The sequence below is a fragment of the Arthrobacter sp. NPDC089319 genome (genome assembly GCF_040684925.1).
In the GTDB taxonomy this organism is placed as follows: Bacteria; Actinomycetota; Actinomycetes; order Actinomycetales; family Micrococcaceae; genus Crystallibacter.
The window spans coordinates 319,758-340,347 of sequence record NZ_JBFBGZ010000004.1 but is presented as its reverse complement, the minus strand read 5'-3'; the positions used below and the strand labels follow the sequence as shown (position 1 = coordinate 340,347).

The following is a 20,590-nucleotide window of genomic DNA, read 5'->3' as shown; positions in this document are numbered from 1 at the left end:
ACTACTTTCCGGCGAGTCGGGAGACGGCGTCGATCACCTGGCGCAGACCCGCCGCACGGTCAGCCAAGTGAAGGCGCAGGACGGGGCGGTTTGCCTCGCGCAGGACGTTGGCGTCGCCGGCTGCTTGGGCGTCGATGAGTTCGCCGAAGCTGAACGGTCGGCCCGGGATGGGGACGTCCGCGGCTGCTTCGCCGGTCAACTGCAGGTAGACGCCGGTGGCCGGTCCGCCCTTGTGGAACTGGCCGGTGGAGTGCAGGAAGCGCGGTCCCCAGCCGAAGGTCACAGGACGGCCGGTGGCTTCGGCCAGCAGGGGGCGGATCCGTTCCAGTTCGGCCTGGCCGAAGCGGTCAAGATAGGCCTGCACGCTGACGTAGCCGTCCGGCCCAAGTTTGCGCAGCAGGTCGCGGAGCGCGTCGTCGAGCGAGTTGCCCATGGCCAGCCCGCTGCCGCGTACCTGGACGGCACCGTCGGTAAAGTCGGGAAGGACCGCCTCCGGGCGCTCTTCCAGCAGTCCGCGCGCGGCGACCTTGGCCGCCTCCACATCCGGCTGGTCGAAGGGGTTGATGCCCAGTAGGCGGCCGGCCACTGCCGTGGCGTACTCCCAGAGCAGCAGTTGGCTGCCCAGGCTGCCGCCGACGGCAACTTCGTCGGCTCCGAGGGTTACCTCGTGATCGGGCGAGACCAGCCGGACGACCAGCACATCGGCGGCTTTGGAAACAGTCTCGGGATCACCGGAGTTGACGACCAGCGGCAGCACGCCGGTGCCCAGCTTGCCGGTGGACTCGGCAATCAGCTGTTCGGCCCAGTCGCCGAAGCCGACAATGCCGGAGCCTTCGTCGGCAATGGCCACTTTGTTGCGCAGCGGTTCGGTACCGGCTAGGGCCGCGCCCAGAGCCAGAGCCATGTTGTCGGTGGAGTCCTCGGAGAGGACTTCGGCTGCCTCTTCGGCGTCGTCAAGCAGTTTTTCGATGTCCACACCGGCGAGCCCGGAAGGGACCAGCCCGAAAGCGGTCAGCGCGGAGTAGCGCCCGCCGACGTCGGGATCGGCTTTGAACACCGCCCGGTAGCCGGCTTCCCGGGACGCCTGGTCCAGCGGCGACCCGGGATCGGTGACCACAATGATCCGCGAGGCGGCATCCAGACCGGCGTCGGCAAATGCCTGCTCGAAGACCCGGCGCTGCGAATCTGTTTCCAGCGTGGAACCGGATTTGGACGCCACGATGATGGCGGTGTCAGCAAGCCGCTCCGCCAGCGCGGCAGCTACCTGCTGCGGATCCGTGCTGTCGAGCACGGTCAGCTCCACCCCGGCGGTATTGGCGATGACCTCGGGAGCCAGCGAGGAACCGCCCATGCCGGCCAGCACGAACCGGGTCACGCCCTCGGCAGCAAGTTCCTTGCGAAGCTCCAGGATGTCCGCCACCAACGGCCGGGAGAGCGCCGCGGCGTCCACCCAGCCGAGGCGGATGGCGGCCTCCGCTTCAGCCTCCGGGCCCCACACGGTATTGTCCTGGGCGGCGATCCGGGACGCGACCCGGTCCTCGACCAAGGTGTCGATGTGCCGGCGGACAGCGGCCAGCGCGGCTCCCGATGCTTCGAAGGCCAGCGAGCTCATGCCTTCGGAGCCCCCGGTGCCGAGTCCAGCGCGGTCTGGACGGTCTCCCGCAGCTGCTGCCAGCTGGTGACGAACTTCTCCAGGCCCTCTTCCTCGAGCAGTTCGACCACTTCGTTGTAGGAAATGCCGACCTTGGCAATCTGGTCCAGCACCTTGTTGGCTTCCTGGTAGCTGCCGGTCACCCGGTCGCCCTCGATCTTGCCGTGGTCCGCGACGGCTTCCAGCGTCTTCTCCGGCATGGTGTTGACCACATTGTTGGCCACCAGTTCGGTGACGTACAAAGTGTCCGGGTATTCCGGGTTCTTCACCCCGGTGGAAGCCCACAAGGGACGCTGCGGCCGGGCACCGGACGCGGCGAGGACCTGCCAGCGTTCGGTGGCGAACTGCTCTTCGTAGATCTGGTACGCCAGCTGCGCATTGGCGACGCCGGCCTTGCCCTTCAGCGCGGTTGCTTCCTCGGAGCCGACCGCGTCCAGGCGCTTGTCGATCTCGCTGTCCACCCGGGACACGAAGAAGGAGGCCACCGAGTGGAGGCTGGCAAGGTCCTTGCCGTTTTCCTTGGCCTGCTCCAGCCCCAGCATGAAGGCGTTGATCACTTCGCGGTAGCGCTGCAGCGAGAAGATCAGCGTGACGTTGACGCTGATGCCGGCCGCCAGGGTCTCGGTGATCGCTTCCAGGCCTTCGGTGGTGGCCGGAATCTTGATGAACGCGTTGGTCCGGCCCACGGCCTTGTGCAGGTGCTTGGCCTCCTCGACGGTGCCGCGGGTGTCCCGGGCCAGCCGCGGGTCCACCTCGATCGACACCCGGCCGTCCACGCCGTCGGTGTCCGTGGCGAGCGCGGAGAACAGGTCGCAGGCTTCGGCCACGTCGGCCGTGGTGATGGCGAAGACCGCCGTGTCCACGTCGGCGCCGTCGGCGGCCAGCTGGTTCACCTGTGCCTCGTAGCTGCGGCCGTCCTGCAGAGCCGAGGCGAAGATGGACGGGTTGGTGGTGACGCCGACGACGTTCATCTCGTCGATCAGGGCCTTCAGGGTCCCGGAACTGATCCGCTCGCGGGAAAGATCGTCGAGCCAGATGGAGACACCGGCATCGGAGAGAGCCTGGGTATTCGGGTTGGACATCGCGTTCTCCTTAGGAGTTGTTGATCTGTGCGAGCGAGTCGCGGGCGGCCTCGACAACGGCCTCGGCCGTAATGCCGAATTCGCGGAACAGGGTCTTGTAGTCGGCGGAGGCACCGTAGTGCTCCAGGGACACGCTGCGGCCGGCGTCGCCAACCAAGCCGTCCCAGCACTGCGCGATCCCGGCTTCCACCGAGACTCGGGCCTTGATGCCGGCGGGCAGCACGGACTCGCGGTAGGCGGCGTCCTGGCGGGCGAACCACTCGAGGCAGGGCACGGAAACCACGCGGGTGGCAACGCCGTCCGCCTGCAGCATTTCGCGGGCCTGGACCGCCAGCTGCACTTCGGAGCCGGTGGCCAGCAGGATCACCTGCGGAGTGGCGTCCGTGCCGCCGGACTGCGCCTCGGCCAGCACGTACGCGCCCTTGGCCACGTTGTCGGCGGAGGCGAAGCCGGCTTCGCCGCGGTCGTACACCGGCAGGTTCTGCCGGGTGAGCACAATGCCGGCCGGGTTGCTGTGGTTCTCCAGCATCGCCTTCCATGCCTGCGCCACTTCGTTGGCATCGGCAGGGCGCACGACGTCGAGGCCCGGGATGGCGCGCAGGCTCGCCAGCTGCTCCACCGGCTGGTGGGTGGGTCCGTCTTCGCCGAGGCCGATGGAATCATGCGTCCAGACGTAGATGGAGGGCACGCCCATCAGGGCGCCCAGCCGGATGGCCGGCCGCTGGTAGTCGCTGAAGATCAGGAACGTTCCCGAGAAGGCCCTGGTGTTGGAGCTGAGCACAATGCCGTTGACGATGGACGCCGCCGCGTGCTCGCGGATGCCGAAGTGCAGCACCCGGCCGTACGGGCCGCCGGACCACATCTCGGTCTGCCGCGACTCCGGAACGAAGGACGGAGCGCCCTCGATGGTGGTGTTGTTCGATTCTGCCAAGTCGGCCGAACCGCCCCACAGCTCCGGGAGCACCGGACCGATGGCGTTGAGCACCTTGCCGGAAGCAGCGCGCGTGGACACGTCCTTGCCGGCGGGGAACTCGGGAAGCGCCTGCTCCCAGCCCTTCGGCAGCTCCGAAGCCTGGACCCGGTCCAGCAGGGCTGCGTTCTCCGGGTTGGCTTCACGCCATGCTTGGTAGCCGGCGTCCCAGTCGGCCCGGGCCTGCTTGCCGCGCGCGGCGACCTGCCGGGCGTGGTCCAGCACGTCCTGCTCGACGGCGAACTGCTGCTCCGGATCGAAGCCGAGCACCTCCTTGACGGCGGCGACTTCCTCGGCGCCCAGCGCGGAGCCGTGGATCTTGCCGGTGTTCTGCTTCTTCGGGGCCGGCCAACCAATGATGGTGCGCAGCGAGATGATCGAGGGCCGGGAGGTCTCGGCCTTCGCTGCCTTCAGCGCCTCGAACAGGGCCGGAATGTCCTCGGCGTACTCGCCGGTCCTGGTCCAGTCCACCCGCTGGGTGTGCCAGCCGTACGCTTCGTAGCGCTTGAGGACGTCCTCGGTGAAGGCGATGTCGGTGTCGTCTTCGATGGAGATCTTGTTGTCGTCGTAGAGCACGACCAGATTGCCCAGCTCCTGGTGGCCGGCCAGCGACGAGGCCTCGGAGGTGACGCCTTCCTGCAGGTCGCCGTCGGACGCGATCACCCAGACGGTGTGGTCGAAGGGGCTCTCGTTGGCGGCAGCATCGGCGTCGTACATGCCGCGCGTGCGGCGCTGCGCGTAGGCGAAGCCGACGGCGGAGGCGAGGCCCTGGCCCAGCGGGCCGGTGGTGATTTCAACGCCCGCGGTGTGCTTGTACTCCGGGTGGCCCGGGGTGAGCGAGCCCCAGGTCCGCAGCGCCTTCAGATCGTCCAGTTCCAGACCGTAGCCGGAGAGGAACAGCTGGATGTACAGCGTCAGCGAGGTGTGGCCGGGGGAGAGGACAAAGCGGTCGCGTCCCACCCACTGCGGGTCCGTCGGGTCGTGCCGCATGAACTGCTGGAAGATCAAGTAGGCGGCCGGCGCCAGGCTCATGGCGGTTCCGGGGTGGCCGTTGCCGACCTTCTCCACGGCATCGGCGGCGAGAACGCGCACTGTGTCCACCGCCCGCTGGTCCAGCGATGTCCACGACAATTCCTGATCTTGCATATGTGGCACCGGTGGGGCCCTTTCTGATCGACATAGCAGCACCGACGGTCCGGAAAAGGCGCCCGCAACCGCGGACCCGGAGGACCATTCGCCGTTGGCACTGCTTGAGCATTATTGCGCCATATCCCCGCGGACTGGCACTCGATCCCCACTCTATCCGTTGAGCCTGCAATGCGCAGGACGCTTTACGGTGCGCGCAGTCACATAGGCACTCATTGATTTTGTACCGGCCGACGCGGCCGACGCGTGGGTCGGTTTCTACGACAGATAGAAGGAGTATGATGTAGGTGCACCTTGACCCGCCCTATGCGGCCGGGCGTTTTCGTGTGTCAGACGGACTCCAGCAGAACTGAGTGGTTTTTCCTTGAATATGCAGACCGTGCCGGACCAGGCGTTGGCCGTCCCGGCCAAGCCCGGCTTTTCGCGCAAGGCCAAAGCGTACATAGCGCTCACGAAGCCCCGTGTCATGGAACTCCTGCTGGTCACCACCCTGCCCACCATGATCTTCGCCTACGGCGGCTTCCCGGACCTTTGGTTGATGGCCGTCACGATGATCGGCGGCGCGCTGGCAGCCGGGTCAGCCGGCTCCTTCAACTGCTACATCGACCGGGACATGGACAAGCTCATGCACCGGACCGAGAACCGGCCGCTGGTCACCGGCGAACTCACTCCTCGCGAGGCGCTGGTGTTCTCCTGGGTGCTGGGCATTGTGGCCGTTGCGCTGCTCTGGTTCGGCGCGAACCCGCTGGCCGGAATGCTGGGCGTCGGCGCGATCTTCTTCTACGTGGTCATCTACACGCTGATCCTCAAACGCCGCACTTCGCAGAACATCGTCTGGGGTGGCGCCGCCGGGTGCTTCCCGGTGCTGATCGCCTGGGCCGCCGTGACCAATACGGTGGCGTGGCCCGCCGTCATCCTTTTCATGGTCATTTTCCTGTGGACGCCGCCGCACTACTGGCCGCTGTCCATGAAGTACAGCGACGACTACAACGCCGCCAACGTCCCGATGCTCGGCGCCATTGCCAGTGCCCGCCAGGTCTCCGTGCAGGTTGTCCTGTATGCCTGGGCCACGCTGGTCTGCTCGCTGCTGCTGGCCCCGGTCGGCGGTGCCGGCTGGGTGTACACCGTCGTGGCGCTGCTAAGCGGCAGCTGGTTCGTGTACGAATCGCACCGCCTGTACGCGCTGGCCAAGCGCGGTACCGAAACCCCGGCCGCCACGAACAAGAGCGCCATGCGCGTGTTCCACGGCTCCATCAGCTACCTGACGGTGCTGTTCCTGGCCTTGGCCGTTGACCCCTTCATCGGCGGCCCCGTCTTCGGCTGACCGCCGCGGCGTTTTCGTGACGGCGTTGGCTCCCTCCGGCTCGCTGTGCCCGGTTTCGCTGCGCCGTCGTCGCCCTGTGTCCAAGCGCCGGCCGCGCTGACCTAAGATAGCGGCATGAATCCCTTCCGCGGTCTCATTGCCTATCCAGTGACTCCCTTTCACGGCGACGGCACCGTCAACTTTCCCGAGCTGGCCCGCCACGTTTCCGCGGTTGCCGAATCACCCGTCGACGCAATAACGGTGCTTGGCAGTTCAGGAAACTTCGCTTATCTGGACCGTGCGGAGCGGAGGGATGTCATCACGGCCGCCGTAGAGGCCGTCAAGGCTGTGCGCCCGGGACTGCCGGTGTGTGCCGGCGTGAGCGCCGTGGGCACCCGCGAACTACTGCAAAACATCGACGAGGCCGCTGCCTCGGGTGTCGATGGGCTGCTGGTTTCCACCGTCTCCTACTATCCGTTGACGGACGAGGAAGTTGCAGCCCAATGTTTGGCGGCTGCGCGGCAGTCGGCCCTCCCTGTGTGCCTGTACAGCAATCCCCGCACCACTCAGTTCAGCTTCAGCCTGGAGTTGGTGGCAGAGCTGGCCGTTGAACCGAACATCGTGGCGGTGAAGGAATCCGCGGCAGATGCGGACGTATTCCGCACACGGTATGAACAGCTTCGCCGCGTGTTGCCGGCGGACACGAGCGATTTCAGCCATGGCATGAGCGGAGATGCGCTGATCGCCGACGCCGGCTTTGCCGCCGATGCCTGGCACGGCGGCCCGATCGCCGTCCTGCCGGCACACTACCGCTTGCTACGCGATGCCCTGGAGGCCGGCGACGAGGAAGCGACGGACGCGGCACGCGCGGTGCTGTCTCCGCTGATGGGGTACTTCGGGACACTGCGGCCGCTCAGTAACCTGTACGGCTTGGCCAGGGCGGCGGGCATCGAGGCGGGCGATCCGCGCCTGCCGCTGCAGCCACTGCCCGGAAGCAGTCTTCGCGAATTGGCCCGACTGCTCGAAGGCATCGAAGCGTACACACCTATCGAACGGGCCACGGCGGGGGAGTAGCGCATCCCGGGGGACGGCCAGCGGGTTCCTTGCGACCCCGGTGGGGGCGGCCGCCGGATGTAACATTGCCGCCGCGAACCCCCGGCCCAGACTTGCTGCCCCACGGCTGTGACACCACTACGGCCTCGGCACACCTCCGCTGTAGGGAGAGCCGGCGCAGGTCCTGTCGCGCCGCCGGGGCCTTCCGTACCGCCGCCTAGCGCGGCCGCGAGCCGGGGCTCGGATCGAAGTGCCGAGAGGTCTCGCACTGGCAGTTAAGTAGCCTCTGGCGGCTGATCAGCGGGCGGGCCACCAGCGACGTTCCCAAATTGTCGTAGGCAGCTGGTTGAGTGGGGTTATGGACGGCACGGAGCGGGAACCGGTTTCTGGGGAGGGCCGGCGGTTGCCTACGCAGGAGGAGCGTGAGGCGGCGATCGCGGCGATTCTGGCGCGGATGAAGCCGGCCCGGAAGGAACCGGTGTCTGTGCCTGAGCGGTGGGCGGAGCCGGTGTTCGAGCCGGGCCCGGACCCGTACGCGGGCCTGGTGATCCCGCCGGCCGCGGATGAGGACCTTGACCAGGGCAACCGGGCGCACCGGGAGGACTTCGCGGCCTGGGAACTCGACGACGCGACCGATCGGCCGCCGGGGGTGGGTGCGGTGCCGGCGGAGTTCGCGGAGCTGCCGAATCTACCCGAGGGGTGCTGGCTGCCGGCGGGGTTGTTTGAGTCGGCAGCGAACGCCGACTATTACACCGAACGTCTCGAAACCCTGGTGACCGGCGCGGAGCCGGCGGTGCTGCTGGCCACGCTGACCGGGTCGGAAACCGGCGGGCTGGGGTATCAGGAGGCGGTGGAGCATCTGGCCGCGGTGCAGCGGGTCAGGTGCTGGCTCGATGCCCGGGAAGTGGCGCTGGAGGCGCAGTTGGGCCGCAGGGCGCTGAAGCAGTTGCCGCAGCCGGGGCCGGGGTGCACCACCTTGAAGCAGCGGCAGCTGCTGGCCGCGACGTCCGCGGCCGAGGAACTGGGCTGCCTCCTCGGCCTGCCCGACCACCAGGCCTGCGCCAGAATGGACCAGGCAGCTGACCTGCACCGGTTGTTCCCCGCCACGCTGGCGGCGATGGCCGCCGGGGACCTGGACCGGGAACAGGCCGCCATTATTGTCAGCCAGGGCCGGTCCCTGCCCGAGGACGCGGCGGCCGAATTCGAACAGACCCTGCTGGGCCGGGTGAAGGGCAGGTCGCTGCGGTCGCTGCGGGACATGGCCCGGCGGCTGCGCGAGCGCACGCACCCGGAAACCATCACAAAGCGCCGCCGCACCGCGGAGGAACGGCGGAACGTGGGGGTGGAACCGGCGCCGGACGGGATGGCGTGGCTGAACGCGTACCTGCCGGCCGAGCAGGCCGCCGCGATCGATGACCGGCTCACCCGCACCGCCCACCACCTGCGCGGCCAGACCGGCGAGACCCGGTCCAGGGGGCAGTTGCGGGCCGACGTGTTCACGGACCTGCTCGTGCATGCGGGCCTGGAGACCGGGCCGGCGGCCGGGATCCACGCCGAACCGGCGGTCACCGTCCCGGTGCTCTCGCTGCTGGGATTGAGCGAGGAACCGGCCACACTGGACGGGTTCGGGCCGATCCCGGCGGACACGGCCCGGCAGCTGTGTGCGGATGCGAAGTCGTTCTACCGGATCCTGACCCACCCGGAGACCGGGGCCCGGCTCTCCTACGGCCGAACCCGGTACCGCCCGCCGGCGGACCTGGCCCGGACGGTGCGGAAACGGGACGAGGTGTGCCCGTTTGCCGGCTGCCGCAAACACGGCAAGGCCTGCCAGATCGACCACACCCAGGCCTTCCGCGCCGACGGCGCCACGGGCGAAACCGACGCCGGGAACCTGGGCCCGCCGTGCGAGACCCACCACGGGCTGAAAACCCGCGCCGGCTGGAACATGGCACAGCCCGCGCCCGGAGTGTTCGAAGTGACCACCCCGGCCGGCCGGACCTACACCGACCGGCCCGGCGAAGACAACGACCCGCCCGGCCAACCGGCCTACCCGCCCGCCGTCACCGCCGCGCTCCCCAAAGACCACCGGCCACGAATCCAACCGCTGGTCGTTCAACCGTCGACGGGATTCGGGCCAGGGGACAGCTCCAGCGATGACGGTTGGTTGCCGCCCTGGCACCCGGTCCATAAGAATCAAGCAGCAGACCACCAGAACGAACCACCGGCAACCGATCGACTGCACGATGGGCCGTCACCGAATCAACAGCAGGACCCGCCACCCTTCTGAAGTCAAACGACCTGAGAGAGGTCAGACCGGTTGGCCAAATCTATTTATTGTTGTGACGGTAAGCATGCCAGCACGCCGCCGGTGCGTCCGACATTGAAGTTCGCAACCCGTTCGGAGGAGTCGCCGTGGTCCTGCGGGTTCGTCCACGGGGTGTTTCCGCCAAGCGAACTCAGCGCAGTAACCAGTTCGCCCTGGTCACCTTGTTCAAAAATAAGAGTTCCGTCTGCAGCCGCCCCATACAGGGTCGCGCCCGCCAAGCAGTCAGCCTGCAGCTCATAGGCCTGAGACCGGAGGCTGGGGTCGAGCCGGTTCGCGATTGCATGGCTCCATTCGTGAGCGATGACCAAGTAAGGCCAAGCGTCTCCGAATTGGAATCCGCGTTCCATGAGCGAAGTGTCCCAGGCCACGTAATCCTCTGGAATGCAATAGAAGGCGTTGTCCGGCCGAAGTGGCTTGCCCGCGCAAGTGGGTGCGTTGCTTGGGTCTCTGCCATCGTATAGTCCTACGACCGTCGGCGGCGTGTAGGTTCCAGTGAACAGTTCACTCCAATGCAGGCGCCAGAACTGATCCGTGATCGTCTGGGCTATCTGAATATCGGCCAACTCTTCCGAGGTGATGGCGATGGTGTCGTTCCCGTCTTGGGCGGGCGGGGATTGCACGTATTGCGAATATTCGCCGAGTGTCTGCACACCGGGCCCCTCGATAGTGGTATCACCCCCGTCCGCTCCGGATCCTATTTCGGCGGAGTCCGCCCCGCGCTGATTGGCGGTCGAAGAGCCGGAATCGCCGGAACCTCCGCAACCGGATAATCCCAAGGTCATTGCCAGCAGAAGGCCTGCAAGCACGCCCCACCTGTTTTTGGTTTCACCAGTCATGACCTCACTCGGCTTTCCAACAGTATTATCCTCATCGAGATGGAATTGCGACCGGGATATCACCTTCAGGTAAAGGGGTGCAAGGGGCAAAGGAGCGGCAACCGGTTCAGCGATTTAGATAAAACACTTCACCGACCCGAAGAGCTCAGCCTGGACGGGCGCCGAGGCCCTCACCCGAGGCCCCCTAGAAATGGTCGTGTTCCGGCGCGGTATTGAGATCCGTTCCAGCAGTTACCGGTGCTGCGGCGCGGCCGGCTTGGGGACGGCGAACAATTGCAGCGTCATGGTCACCCTCACGAGCCGGAGGATCTCGCCGATCTCGGCTCAAGGGATCACGGGGCTTCCTGGCCCGCTCAGCCTGCCGGCCAGTACTGTGCTGCTGATCCATCGCGGTCAGGGCCACGATAGAGGGTCACGCTTGTCGACCCGACCGGTTGTCCGCACCTTGTCGACTCGTTCGCCTACTAAGGGCTAGAGCGGGAACTTGCCCGTGGAACGGTCCCAGACGTTTGTCGCAGCGGCGGCCAGCAGGGCCGAGCCGAGCATGTGCAGCAACACCAGGCCGATGGGCAGGCCGGTGAAGTGCTGCAGGTAGCCGATGCCACCTTGGAGCACAATCACCGCGGCCAGCACCCACAGGGCAGCGCGCAGCTGCCTTGAGGTTGCGTGGCGGTAGGCGAGCACCAGCGCCAGCACGGTCACAGCAACCAGCAGGTAGACCGGCACCACGTGGATTCGGGTGACCAGATCAGCGTTGAAGTCATGGCGGGGTGCGCTGGCGTCGCCGGCGTGGGGGCCGGTGCCGGTCACGATGGTGCCCAACACGATGGAGGCGGCAGACGCGGCGGCGATGGTCCAGCCCAGTGTGCGTTGGATGCTCGGGACCGGGGCGACGGCTACAGCGGTGCCGCCGCGCAAGTACATTCCAGTCCGGTTGACCAGCAGGGTGGCCACCGCCACGAGGGCGGCCGAGGCCAGGAAGTGCAGGCTGACCACCCAGGGGTTCAAACCGGTCCAGACGGTGATGCCGCCAATCAGGGCCTGCACCGGGATCACGCAGAGCAGCCCCACGGCCAAGCCGAACAGGGTGCGGTGCGACCGGCGCATGCGCCACAGCGAGACCAGCATGGCAACCGCAATGATGGCCAGAATGAAGGTCAGCGTCCGGTTGCCGAATTCAATCAGCCCGTGGATGCCCATTTCCGGCGTCGGTGTCATGGAGCCGGGCACGCAGTTGGGCCACTGCGAACAGCCCAGGCCTGACTTGGTCAGCCGCACGGCGCCGCCGGTAATGATGATGCCGATCTGCGATACCAGCGACGCAATGGCCAAGCCATGGACGGTTCGGTTGACGGAGGTCGGCAGCCGGTCCAGGAGAGCGCGGGACTTGGGGGTGGCGGTGGTCATTGACTTAGCTCCATTTAAACCAGCGGATGGCGGCAAGGCTGGCCACTACGGTCCAGACCAGCAGGACGATTGATGCGGTGAGATTGAACTGCGCGTCGATCAGGGCACTACGTAGGGCGTCGCCCAGGGCGGTCGAAGGCAAAAGGTGGGCGGCGGGCTCGAAAACGTCGGGCCAACTGGCCACCGGGAAGAGGATACCTCCGGCAGCGGCGAGCAGCACCCAGAGCAGGTTGGTAATGGCCAGCGTGGCTTCCGGGCGGACCGTGCCGGCGATCAGCAGGCCCAGCGAAGTGAAGGCCGCGGCGCCCAGCACCAGCTGCGCAGCCGCCGGCAGCAGGCCGCCAAGTGCCGGCTGCCAGCCGAGGAACAGCAGGGCGGTCCCGCCCACCACCACCACCTGGATGACCATGATGGCCAGCACGGCAATGATCTTTCCGAGGATTAAGCCGCTCTGCCCCAGCGGGGTAGTGGACAGGAACCGCAGGACGCCGTAGCGGCGGTCAAAGCCGGTGGCAATCCCTTGGCCGGTCAGCGCGGTGGACACCGTGCACAACGCCAGTACGCCCGGGGCCGCCATGGCAATCCGGTCGTCCGTGTACGTGTCGAGCAGCGGTGTGACGGTGAGGCCGATGAGCGCCAGCAGCGGCAGGATGATGGCAATCAGCAGTTGTTCGCCGTTGCGCAGCATGCCCATCGTCTCGTAGCGGCCTTGAAGAGCGATCCGGCGGATCAGGGCGGCGGGTGCGCTCATCGCAGATCCTTCCCGGAGATATCGAGGAAGACATCCTCGAGCGAACGAGGCGCCATATGGATGGACGCCGGCATGACGTTGTGGGCCGCCCATTCGGCGGCCAACGCGGCCAGCACCGCTGGCGTCAGTTGCCCGGCCACTGTGTAGCGCCCGGGAACACTTTCGACGGCGGTGAACGGCTCGGGCAGGTCGAGCGACAGTCCCGGGGGAGCGTCAAAGGTGAGCAACCGTTCGACGCCGGCGCTTTCGTCCGTGGCCGCGGTCAGCTCCGCGACGGTGCCGTGCACGACGGTCCGGCCGGCGTCGATGATGAAGACGTAGTCGGCCAGTCGCTGGGCGTCGTCCATGAGGTGCGTGGTGAGGATGATGCCCAGGCCCTCGGCGCGCAGCTCCTGGATCAGGTCGAACACGACTGCCCGGGACTGTGGATCCAGCCCGGCGCTCGGCTCGTCCAGGAAGAGGACTTCCGGATCGCCTACCAATGCGGCGGCCAGCGCAACCCGTTGCTTCTCACCGCCGGACAGACGGCGGATGGGTGTGTTGGCGAAACCCTGAATGCCGAGCCGCTCCGCGAGTTCGTCCACACTGCGCGGGTTCTGGTACATCCCGGCTACGTGCTGCAGCAGGGCCAGCGGCCGGATGGCCTGCGGGAGGCCGCCTTCTTGGAGCATGACTCCCACGCGGCTCCGGAGCTCTGCTCCCGCTTGGTAAGGATTTTGGCCGAGCAGCCGGACGGTCCCGCCGTTGGGAGGCATCAGGCCCTGCGCGCAGGCTAAAGTTGTGGTTTTGCCGGCCCCGTTAGGTCCGAGAAGTGCGGTAACCTGCCCGGGGTAGGCGCGTAGATGGACCCCGTCAATAACGCGGACCATCTTGTTATCCAGGGCCTCGACCGGCCCCAGATCTTTCACGAGTCCCTGGATGTCGAGGCAGGGTTCGGAGATAGGCACCCGAACATTCTACGTGACGTAGAGCGAGCCGCGCTAAGGACTGCCTTACTGGTGGGCCGGAACAGAATACGTCATGATTGTGTTGTGTATTCCATGACCAGTAGTGCTTCTTCGCGTGCCCAGGCACCCGAGTCCGAGGAGCGGACCCGGGACCGGGTCTTGAACGCCGTTTTGGAACACGGACCCGTCAGCGCGGCCGGACTCGGCAGGATCCTCGGGTTCACACCGGCGGCCGTCCGGCGCCACCTTGACGCCCTGTCCCGTAAGGGCTTGATCGAGGTCAAGCTCACCGCGAATTCCGCCTCCGGCGCCGGACGTCCGGCGCGAAAGTACGTGCTCAGCAGGCAGGGCCAGACCCGGCTGGGCGATGACTATCTGGATATCGCCCGGACTGCGCTGGCAGCGCTGAGCCAGGCTGCCGGCAGCGAGGCGGTTGCGGAGTTTGCCCGGAACCGGTACCGGGACATGGAGGAACGCTACCGCCCGATCGTAGAGGCAGCGGGGCCCGGAATCGAAGAGCGGGCCAAGGCGCTGGCGGAGGCGCTGAGCACCGACGGCTTTGTCGGATCCACCACAATGGTTGGCTCCGAGGCGCCGCACAGCACCATGCTGGCAGTCCAGCTCTGCCAAGGGCACTGCCCGGTGCAACAACTGGCGGCAGACTTCCCGGAATTCTGCGACAGCGAAACTGAAGTTTTCTCCCGGCTGCTCGGGGTGGATGTCAGGCGACTCTCCACACTGGCCGGCGGGGGACATGTTTGTACGACCCACATCCCGGTGGGTCGAACAAGGTCTGCGGTTCGACCCGTCGAACCGGCGACAGGAACCAGACGAGTATCCATCAATCTGCAAGAGAGGCCGTGATGACGGACCAAGTGGATCAGAGTATGAGGAACGCGGTCGGGACGACCGATGTAGCCGACACCACCATTTCCGAAATCTTGGAAAAAAACCCCGAGCTGAATGGCATCGGAACCTACGAGTATGGCTGGTCCGATGCCGACACCGCCGGGGCCAACGCCCGCCGCGGCCTGAATGAAGAAGTCGTCCGCGACATCTCTGCCAAGAAGAGCGAGCCCCAGTGGATGCTGGATCTGCGTCTGAAGGGCCTGAAGTACTTCGACCGCAAGCCGATGCCCACCTGGGGCGCCGACCTGTCCGGCATTGACTTCGACAACATCAAGTACTTTGTCCGTTCCACGGAGAAGCAGGCCGGCAGCTGGGAAGAGCTGCCCGAAGACATCCGCAACACCTACGAGAAGCTCGGCATCCCGGAGGCAGAGCGCAACCGGCTGGTGGCCGGCGTCGCTGCCCAGTACGAGTCCGAGGTTGTCTACCACCAGATCCGCGAAGACCTTGAGGCCCAGGGCGTGATCTTCCTGGACACCGACACCGGCTTGAAGGAACACCCGGAGATCTTCCAGGAGTACTTCGGCTCGGTGATCCCGGTGGGCGATAACAAGTTCGCCTCGCTGAACACCGCAGTCTGGTCCGGCGGCTCCTTCGTCTACGTGCCCAAGGGCGTCCAAGTGGAGATTCCGCTGCAGGCCTACTTCCGGATCAACACGGAGAACATGGGCCAGTTCGAGCGGACCCTGATCATCGCGGACGAAGACTCCTACGTGCATTACATCGAAGGCTGCACGGCGCCGATCTACACCTCGGACTCGCTGCACTCCGCCGTCGTCGAAATCATCGTGAAGAAGGGCGCCCGCGTCCGCTACACGACCATCCAGAACTGGTCCAACAACGTGTACAACCTGGTGACCAAGCGCGCCATTGCACACGAAGGCGCCACCATGGAGTGGATCGACGGCAACATCGGTTCCAAGGTGACCATGAAGTACCCGGCCGTCTACCTGGTCGGCGAGCACGCCAAGGGCGAGACCCTGTCCATCGCCTTCGCCGGCGAGGGCCAGCACCAGGACACCGGCTCCAAGATGGTCCACATTGCCCCGAACACCTCCAGTGCCATCGTGGCCAAGTCGGTGGCGCGCGGCGGCGGCCGCTCGGCCTACCGCGGCCTGGTCCAGGTCCGCGAAGGCGCGAAGAACACCAAGAACTCCGTGGTCTGCGACGCCCTGCTGGTGGACACGATCTCGCGCTCGGACACCTACCCCTACATCGACGTTCGTGAAGACGATGTCACCATGGGCCACGAGGCAACCGTGTCCCGCGTCAGCGAAGAGCAGCTGTTCTACCTGATGTCCCGCGGCCTGCCCGAGGACGAGGCCATGGCCGTGATCGTGCGCGGCTTCATCGAGCCGATCGCGCGGGAACTGCCGATGGAATACGCACTTGAGCTGAACCGCTTGATCGAACTGCAGATGGAAGGGTCCGTAGGTTAATGACTGAGATCACTGAGAAGGCACGTATCGGTGCTCCGGCCATCGACGGGTTTACCGAAGAGGGCGAAAACCTCTCCCCGGTCAACGCTGCGGCGGGACCGCTGGCCGGCGCCAGCGCCAAGAGCCACAGCCACGGCGGTGGCGTCGGCATTCCGGACAGCTCCCGTGCCGGCCGCCTGACCTCGTACAAGGCGGACGACTTCGGCCCGCTGACCGGCCGCGAGGAAGACTGGCGGTTCACCCCGCTCAAGCGGCTGCGCGGCCTGCAGAGCGATGCACTGGTCGGTACCGCTCCGGCGGTCACCGTCAGCGGTCCGGAAGGCACCGACCTTCCGGCAGGCGTCGTCGTTGAAACCGTCGGCCGCGACGATGCACGCATCGGCGTTGCCGGCATTCCCGAGGACCGCGTTTCCGCAGCCGCATGGGAGGCCTTCAAGGAGGCCACCGTGGTGACGATTCCGGCCGAGGCCCAGCTGGAGACCGGTGTCGCCGTCGTGATTGAGGGCACCAGCACCGAACTGTCCGCCCAGCACGTGGTCATCGTGGCCGAAAAGTTCTCCAAGGCCGTCGTCGTGCTGGACCACAAGGGCAGCGCTACCGTCTCCCAGAACGTGGAGATCGACGTGCAGGACGGCGCGGACCTCACCGTTGTCTCGGTGCAGGAATGGGCCGACGACGCCGTACACGCCTCCTCGCAGCAGACCCGCGTAGGCCGTGACGCGAAGTTCAAGCACGTGACCGTCAGCCTCGGCGGCGATCTGGTCCGCGTGACGCCGTCCACCCGTTTCACCGGCACCGGCGGAGACGTGGAAATGTTCGGCCTCTACTTTGCCGACGCCGGACAGCACCTTGAGCACCGCTTGTTCGTGGATCACGCGGTGGCCAACTGCAAGTCCCGCGTGCTGTACAAGGGCGCCCTGCAGGGTAAGAACGCGCACACCGTCTGGGTGGGCGACGTGCTGATCCGCAAGGAAGCCGAAGGCACCGACAGCTACGAGGCCAACCGGAACCTGGTTCTGACCGACGGCGCGCGCGCCGATTCCGTGCCGAACCTCGAGATCGAAACCGGACTGATCGAGGGTGCCGGCCACGCCAGCACCACCGGCCGCTTCGACGACGAGCACCTGTTCTACCTGATGGCTCGCGGCATCCCCGAGGACGTCGCCCGCCGCCTGGTGGTGCGCGGCTTCCTGCACGAGATCATCCAGCAGATCCGGGTTCCCGCTCTGGAAGAGCGCCTCAACGCATCGCTGGAACGCGAACTCGAGGCGGGCAACCTCTGATGAGCGAGACTCCGCGCGGCGAACTGGTGTGCAATGCCTCGGACGTACAGGTCAATCAGGCAGTGCGCATCCTGGTCGATGACTATCCGGTAGCCATCGTCAGGGACTCCGCGGGCGAACTGCATGCCATCGGGGATACCTGTTCGCACGCGGACGTCTCACTCTCCGAAGGCGACGTCGAAGGCACAACCATCGAGTGCTGGGGCCACGGTTCCCAGTTCGATCTGCGCACCGGCGAACCGCTGAGCCTGCCGGCGTTTGAACCCGTCCCGGTGTTCGCGCTGACGCTCGACGGCGACAGCGTCTACGTGGACGTCACGAACGTCCTCAACGGGGCGCCTGCTCCGGACCTTAACTAAAAACTTCAACACGCGAACTTACGCCCGCCCTCACCGGGCGCAAAGGAGAAAGCAGACAGATGTCTACTCTTGAAATCAAGGACCTGCACGTCAGCATTGACACCGAGCAGGGCAGCAAGGAGATCCTCAAGGGCGTCTCCCTGACGATCAACACCGGCGAAATCCACGCCATCATGGGCCCGAACGGTTCCGGCAAGTCCACCCTGGCTTCCACCATCGCCGGGCACCCGCGCTACAACGTGGACTCCGGCTCCATCACGCTGGACGGCGAAGATGTGCTGGCCATGAGCGTGGACGAGCGCGCCCGCGCCGGTCTCTTCCTGGCCATGCAGTACCCGGTCGAGGTCCCCGGCGTGACCATGACCAACTTCCTGCGCACCGCCAAGACCGCCCTCGACGGCGAGGCCCCGAGCCTGCGTCACTGGACCAAGGACGTCAAGGCAGCGATGAGCCAGCTGCGCATCGACGCCGACTTCGCCCAGCGCAACGTCAACGAAGGCTTCTCCGGCGGCGAGAAGAAGCGCGTGGAGATCCTCCAGCTTGAACTGTTCAAGCCCAAGTTCGCCATCATGGACGAGACCGACTCCGGTCTGGACGTTGATGCGCTCAAGGTGGTCTCCGAGGGCCACAACCGGGTGCACGCCGAAGGCGCCATGGGCACCCTGCTCATCACCCACTACACGCGGATCCTGCGCTACATCAAGCCCAACTTCGTGCACGTCTTCGTCGACGGCCACATCGCCGAAGAGGGCGGCCCCGAGCTGGCCGACCGGCTCGAAGAAGAGGGCTACGACCGCTACCTGACCGCAGCAAAGGCCTCATGATGACTGAAGTTAATGCCCCGCAGACGTCCCTGGAGGACGTCGAAGAAGCGCTGAAGGACGTCATCGACCCCGAGTTGGGCGTCAATATCGTGGACCTCGGCCTGCTCTACGGCCTGAAGTACGCTGACGACGGTGCCCTGCTGATCGACATGACGCTGACCACCGCCGCCTGCCCGCTCACCGATGTCCTCGAGGAGCAGACCGGCAAGGCGCTGGACGGCGTTGTCGACGAGTGGCGCCTCAACTGGGTCTGGATGCCGCCGTGGGGTCCGGAACGGATCACCGACGACGGCCGCGACCAGATGCGCGCGCTGGGCTTCAACATCTGATCCACGGTTTCTCGTAACGACGGTTTCTCGTAACGACGGCGGACCGGTCACCTTTGGGTGGCCGGTCCGCCTCTGTATGAACACCTGTCTGGTCCTCTGCCTGAACACCTGCCTGATCCTCTGTCTGGTGTCAGGCCGCCGCGTTAGGATCGGCGTATGGGAGTTTCCACCGTGGGTAAGGCGCGGGAGCGCGGTCGCTATGACGAAGTCCATGTTGCCGCGGCCTTCCACGGGCTGACGGCGCTGCTGGCCGTGGTGGGCCTCGCTCTCGGAATCACGGCCGTGCCCGCAGCGCCTGGCTATGCCGCCGCGGCCGCGCATTCGTGGTGGAATTATGCCAGCGCGCCCGGTGTCCAGGCGGCACTGCTGGTCTTCGTGGTGAGCCTGACACTGCTGATGGACTCGGCCATGGCCGGAGGACGGCTCTGGCGTGCCGCCCGCACGGCCACGCTGGCCGCCATGCTGCTGGTCTTCCTGGCGCAGTTCACCCCGTACCGCGGGCTGCCCGGCACCGCCGAAATGAGCGTGGCCGGGGTAATGGCCGATCGGCTTCTGCTGTACGCGCTGCCGGTAGTGGTCGTGACCGGTTGGCTGATCTTTGGTCCCCGGCCCCGCATCAGCGCCGGTGCAGCCACGCTCGGTCTGGTCTTCCCGGGGTTCTGGGTGCTCTGGACGGGCCTCAGAGGAGCCGTCACGGGCTGGCTGCCCTACACAGCCGGGCCGGTCCCGGCGGCGGGGCAGTTGCTGATGATGGGCATCGGCCTGATCCTGCTCTGGCTGGGAGCCACCATGGTTTTCCTGCTGCTGGACTCAACGATGGGACGTGAGCCCGACGGGTACCTGCCGGGCTACGGACCGCCCGACGCCGCCGGAGGCAAGAGAACCGACGGCCCGCCGTTCGCCGGAGGCACCCGGGAAACCGAACCGGTGGATCCGCGCGACCTGTAGCCCCTGCAGGTGGATGGCTCGTGGCCACCCGCGTCAGGCGGGCCTATCGAGGTCCGGCGCGGAGAAGGTGTCGCAGCGGCCGGCATCACCGGTCTGGTATCCCAGCAGGAACCAGCGCTGGCGTTGTTCACATGGAACCATGTGTCCAGGTATGCGGATTGACTTGGCCGGTGGCCGACTGCTGGATGCGGTCGTCGCCCACCGCGGCTGCGGCGGACAGAGCGTCCCGCAGGTCTTGCTCCGTCAGCGGTTGCATGAAGGGCTGGCCGGTCCGCTCATCAATTTGCTCGGTCGCATTCGCCGCCCAGACGCCGGCATAGCAATCGGCCTGGAGTTCCACCCGGACCGCACCGGAGTCCGCTCCCTGTGGATCCTGCTGGGAGTAATCGATCGCCCCGGTCAGATTCTGAATGTGGTGTCCGAATTCATGCGCCACCACATACTCCTCGGCCAACGGTCCGCCGCTGGCGCCAAACCGGCTGGTCAGTTCGGCGAAGAAAGCGGTGTCAAAATATGCGGTCTGGTCTCTCGGGCAGTAAAACGGGCCCACGGCGCTGCTGGCACTGCCGCAGCCGGTGCTGACACCGCCGTCGAAAAGGACCGTTTGGGGGGCGGGATACTGCATGTTGTAGCGGGGGAGATAACCGGCCCAGAAGTCGTTGAGACTGTTGACAGTTCCCACAATGCGGCAATCGGTTCGTTCGTTCGCGTCGGCACCAGTGAGGCATTCCTCCTGCAGGGCCTGGCCGCCAGCCTGCTGCTGTTCTTGACCGCTGCCCAGCCCGAATCCCTCCAACAGCTCAGCAGGCACACCCAGCAGGCTGGCAATGAGCACCAGCAAGCCGCCGCCGCCGATGGCGATCTTGCCGCCTAAACCGCCTCGACGGTCTTGTACCTGGGACGTATCCAGCCGGGAGCCGCGGGAGAAACTCATGAGCCAAGAATAACGGTCCGGCCGGCGGGCGGCTGGCGGGCTGGCGGGTGCGGGCTGCCGATGCCGGTAGACTGGAAAGGTTGATTTCCGCCC

General features: G+C 66.3%; 17 protein-coding genes and 1 pseudogene. 10 read left to right on the top strand and 8 right to left on the bottom strand.

Annotation, left to right across the window (positions count from 1 at the left end):
• Position 1 precedes the first annotated feature (1 nt).
• The 3 genes from AB0N75_RS08410 to tkt are packed head-to-tail and all read right to left on the bottom strand — an operon-like array spanning position 2 to position 4,849.
• Complete coding sequence (locus AB0N75_RS08410; RefSeq protein ID WP_364647835.1) at positions 2–1,612, bottom strand: glucose-6-phosphate isomerase; 1,611 nt, start codon at positions 1,610–1,612, stop codon at positions 2–4.
• Positions 1,609–2,733 (bottom strand): transaldolase, encoded by a 1,125-nt coding sequence (gene tal / locus AB0N75_RS08405; protein WP_364647832.1) that lies wholly within the window; start codon positions 2,731–2,733, stop codon positions 1,609–1,611. The genes AB0N75_RS08410 and tal overlap by 4 nt, the downstream gene beginning before the upstream one ends.
• A gap of 10 nt (positions 2,734–2,743) precedes the next feature.
• Positions 2,744–4,849 carry a transketolase gene (gene tkt / locus AB0N75_RS08400; RefSeq protein ID WP_364647922.1) on the bottom strand — a complete coding sequence of 702 codons (2,106 nt, stop codon included), beginning with the start codon at positions 4,847–4,849 and terminating at the stop codon, positions 2,744–2,746.
• A 370-nt stretch (positions 4,850–5,219) separates the two neighbouring features.
• On the opposite strand from tkt, the gene AB0N75_RS08395 reads away from it, so the two are divergent.
• The 3 genes from AB0N75_RS08395 (at position 5,220) to AB0N75_RS08385 (ending at position 9,492) form a co-directional block, all read left to right on the top strand.
• On the top strand, positions 5,220–6,173 hold the full coding sequence (locus tag AB0N75_RS08395; protein WP_364647919.1) for a heme o synthase: 954 nt from the start codon (positions 5,220–5,222) through the stop codon (positions 6,171–6,173).
• Positions 6,174–6,287: 114 nt separating this feature from the next.
• Complete coding sequence (locus tag AB0N75_RS08390; protein ID WP_364647829.1) at positions 6,288–7,226, top strand: dihydrodipicolinate synthase family protein; 939 nt, start codon at positions 6,288–6,290, stop codon at positions 7,224–7,226.
• 382 nt (positions 7,227–7,608) lie between these two features.
• On the top strand, positions 7,609–9,492 hold the full coding sequence (locus tag AB0N75_RS08385; RefSeq protein ID WP_364647827.1) for a DUF222 domain-containing protein: 1,884 nt from the start codon (positions 7,609–7,611) through the stop codon (positions 9,490–9,492).
• A 44-nt stretch (positions 9,493–9,536) separates the two neighbouring features.
• Here AB0N75_RS08385 and AB0N75_RS08380 read toward each other — a convergent pair whose 3' ends face one another.
• The 4 genes from AB0N75_RS08380 to AB0N75_RS08365 all read right to left on the bottom strand — a co-directional run bounded on the left by AB0N75_RS08380 (position 9,537) and on the right by AB0N75_RS08365 (position 13,394).
• Positions 9,537–10,367 carry a hypothetical protein gene (locus AB0N75_RS08380; protein WP_364647824.1) on the bottom strand — a complete coding sequence of 277 codons (831 nt, stop codon included), beginning with the start codon at positions 10,365–10,367 and terminating at the stop codon, positions 9,537–9,539.
• A gap of 471 nt (positions 10,368–10,838) precedes the next feature.
• A complete protein-coding gene (locus AB0N75_RS08375; RefSeq protein WP_364647821.1) occupies positions 10,839–11,774 on the bottom strand; it encodes a COX15/CtaA family protein in 936 nt (311 codons plus the stop codon).
• A gap of 4 nt (positions 11,775–11,778) precedes the next feature.
• Positions 11,779–12,525: an ABC transporter permease gene (locus AB0N75_RS08370; protein ID WP_136786802.1), complete on the bottom strand. Its 747-nt coding sequence runs from the start codon at positions 12,523–12,525 to the stop codon at positions 11,779–11,781.
• On the bottom strand, positions 12,522–13,394 hold the full coding sequence (locus AB0N75_RS08365) for an ABC transporter ATP-binding protein (protein ID WP_364647916.1): 873 nt from the start codon (positions 13,392–13,394) through the stop codon (positions 12,522–12,524). The genes AB0N75_RS08370 and AB0N75_RS08365 overlap by 4 nt, the downstream gene beginning before the upstream one ends.
• A 171-nt stretch (positions 13,395–13,565) precedes the next feature.
• Between AB0N75_RS08365 and AB0N75_RS08360 the strand changes: the two genes are divergently transcribed.
• The 7 genes from AB0N75_RS08360 to AB0N75_RS08330 all read left to right on the top strand — a co-directional run bounded on the left by AB0N75_RS08360 (position 13,566) and on the right by AB0N75_RS08330 (position 19,563).
• Positions 13,566–14,336, top strand: coding sequence for a MarR family transcriptional regulator (locus AB0N75_RS08360; RefSeq protein ID WP_364647818.1), 771 nt, complete (start codon positions 13,566–13,568; stop codon positions 14,334–14,336).
• On the top strand, positions 14,336–15,820 hold the full coding sequence (sufB, locus tag AB0N75_RS08355; protein WP_364647816.1) for a Fe-S cluster assembly protein SufB: 1,485 nt from the start codon (positions 14,336–14,338) through the stop codon (positions 15,818–15,820). Before AB0N75_RS08360 ends, sufB begins: the two co-directional genes overlap by 1 nt.
• Positions 15,820–17,103 (top strand): Fe-S cluster assembly protein SufD, encoded by a 1,284-nt coding sequence (sufD, locus tag AB0N75_RS08350; RefSeq protein ID WP_364647813.1) that lies wholly within the window; start codon positions 15,820–15,822, stop codon positions 17,101–17,103. The genes sufB and sufD overlap by 1 nt, the downstream gene beginning before the upstream one ends.
• Complete coding sequence (locus tag AB0N75_RS08345) at positions 17,103–17,462, top strand: non-heme iron oxygenase ferredoxin subunit (RefSeq protein ID WP_364647810.1); 360 nt, start codon at positions 17,103–17,105, stop codon at positions 17,460–17,462. The genes sufD and AB0N75_RS08345 overlap by 1 nt, the downstream gene beginning before the upstream one ends.
• 59 nt (positions 17,463–17,521) lie before the next feature.
• Positions 17,522–18,286, top strand: a complete 765-nt coding sequence (gene sufC, locus AB0N75_RS08340) for a Fe-S cluster assembly ATPase SufC (protein ID WP_364647807.1) — start codon at positions 17,522–17,524, stop codon at positions 18,284–18,286.
• On the top strand, positions 18,286–18,615 hold the full coding sequence (locus tag AB0N75_RS08335; protein WP_127512512.1) for a metal-sulfur cluster assembly factor: 330 nt from the start codon (positions 18,286–18,288) through the stop codon (positions 18,613–18,615). Before sufC ends, AB0N75_RS08335 begins: the two co-directional genes overlap by 1 nt.
• Before the next feature lie 156 nt (positions 18,616–18,771).
• Positions 18,772–19,563: a Pr6Pr family membrane protein gene (locus AB0N75_RS08330; protein WP_364647804.1), complete on the top strand. Its 792-nt coding sequence runs from the start codon at positions 18,772–18,774 to the stop codon at positions 19,561–19,563.
• Between the two features lie 33 nt (positions 19,564–19,596).
• Here AB0N75_RS08330 and AB0N75_RS08325 read toward each other — a convergent pair.
• Positions 19,597–20,497, bottom strand: a pseudogene (locus tag AB0N75_RS08325) (neutral zinc metallopeptidase).
• Between the last annotated feature and the right edge of the window lie 93 nt (positions 20,498–20,590).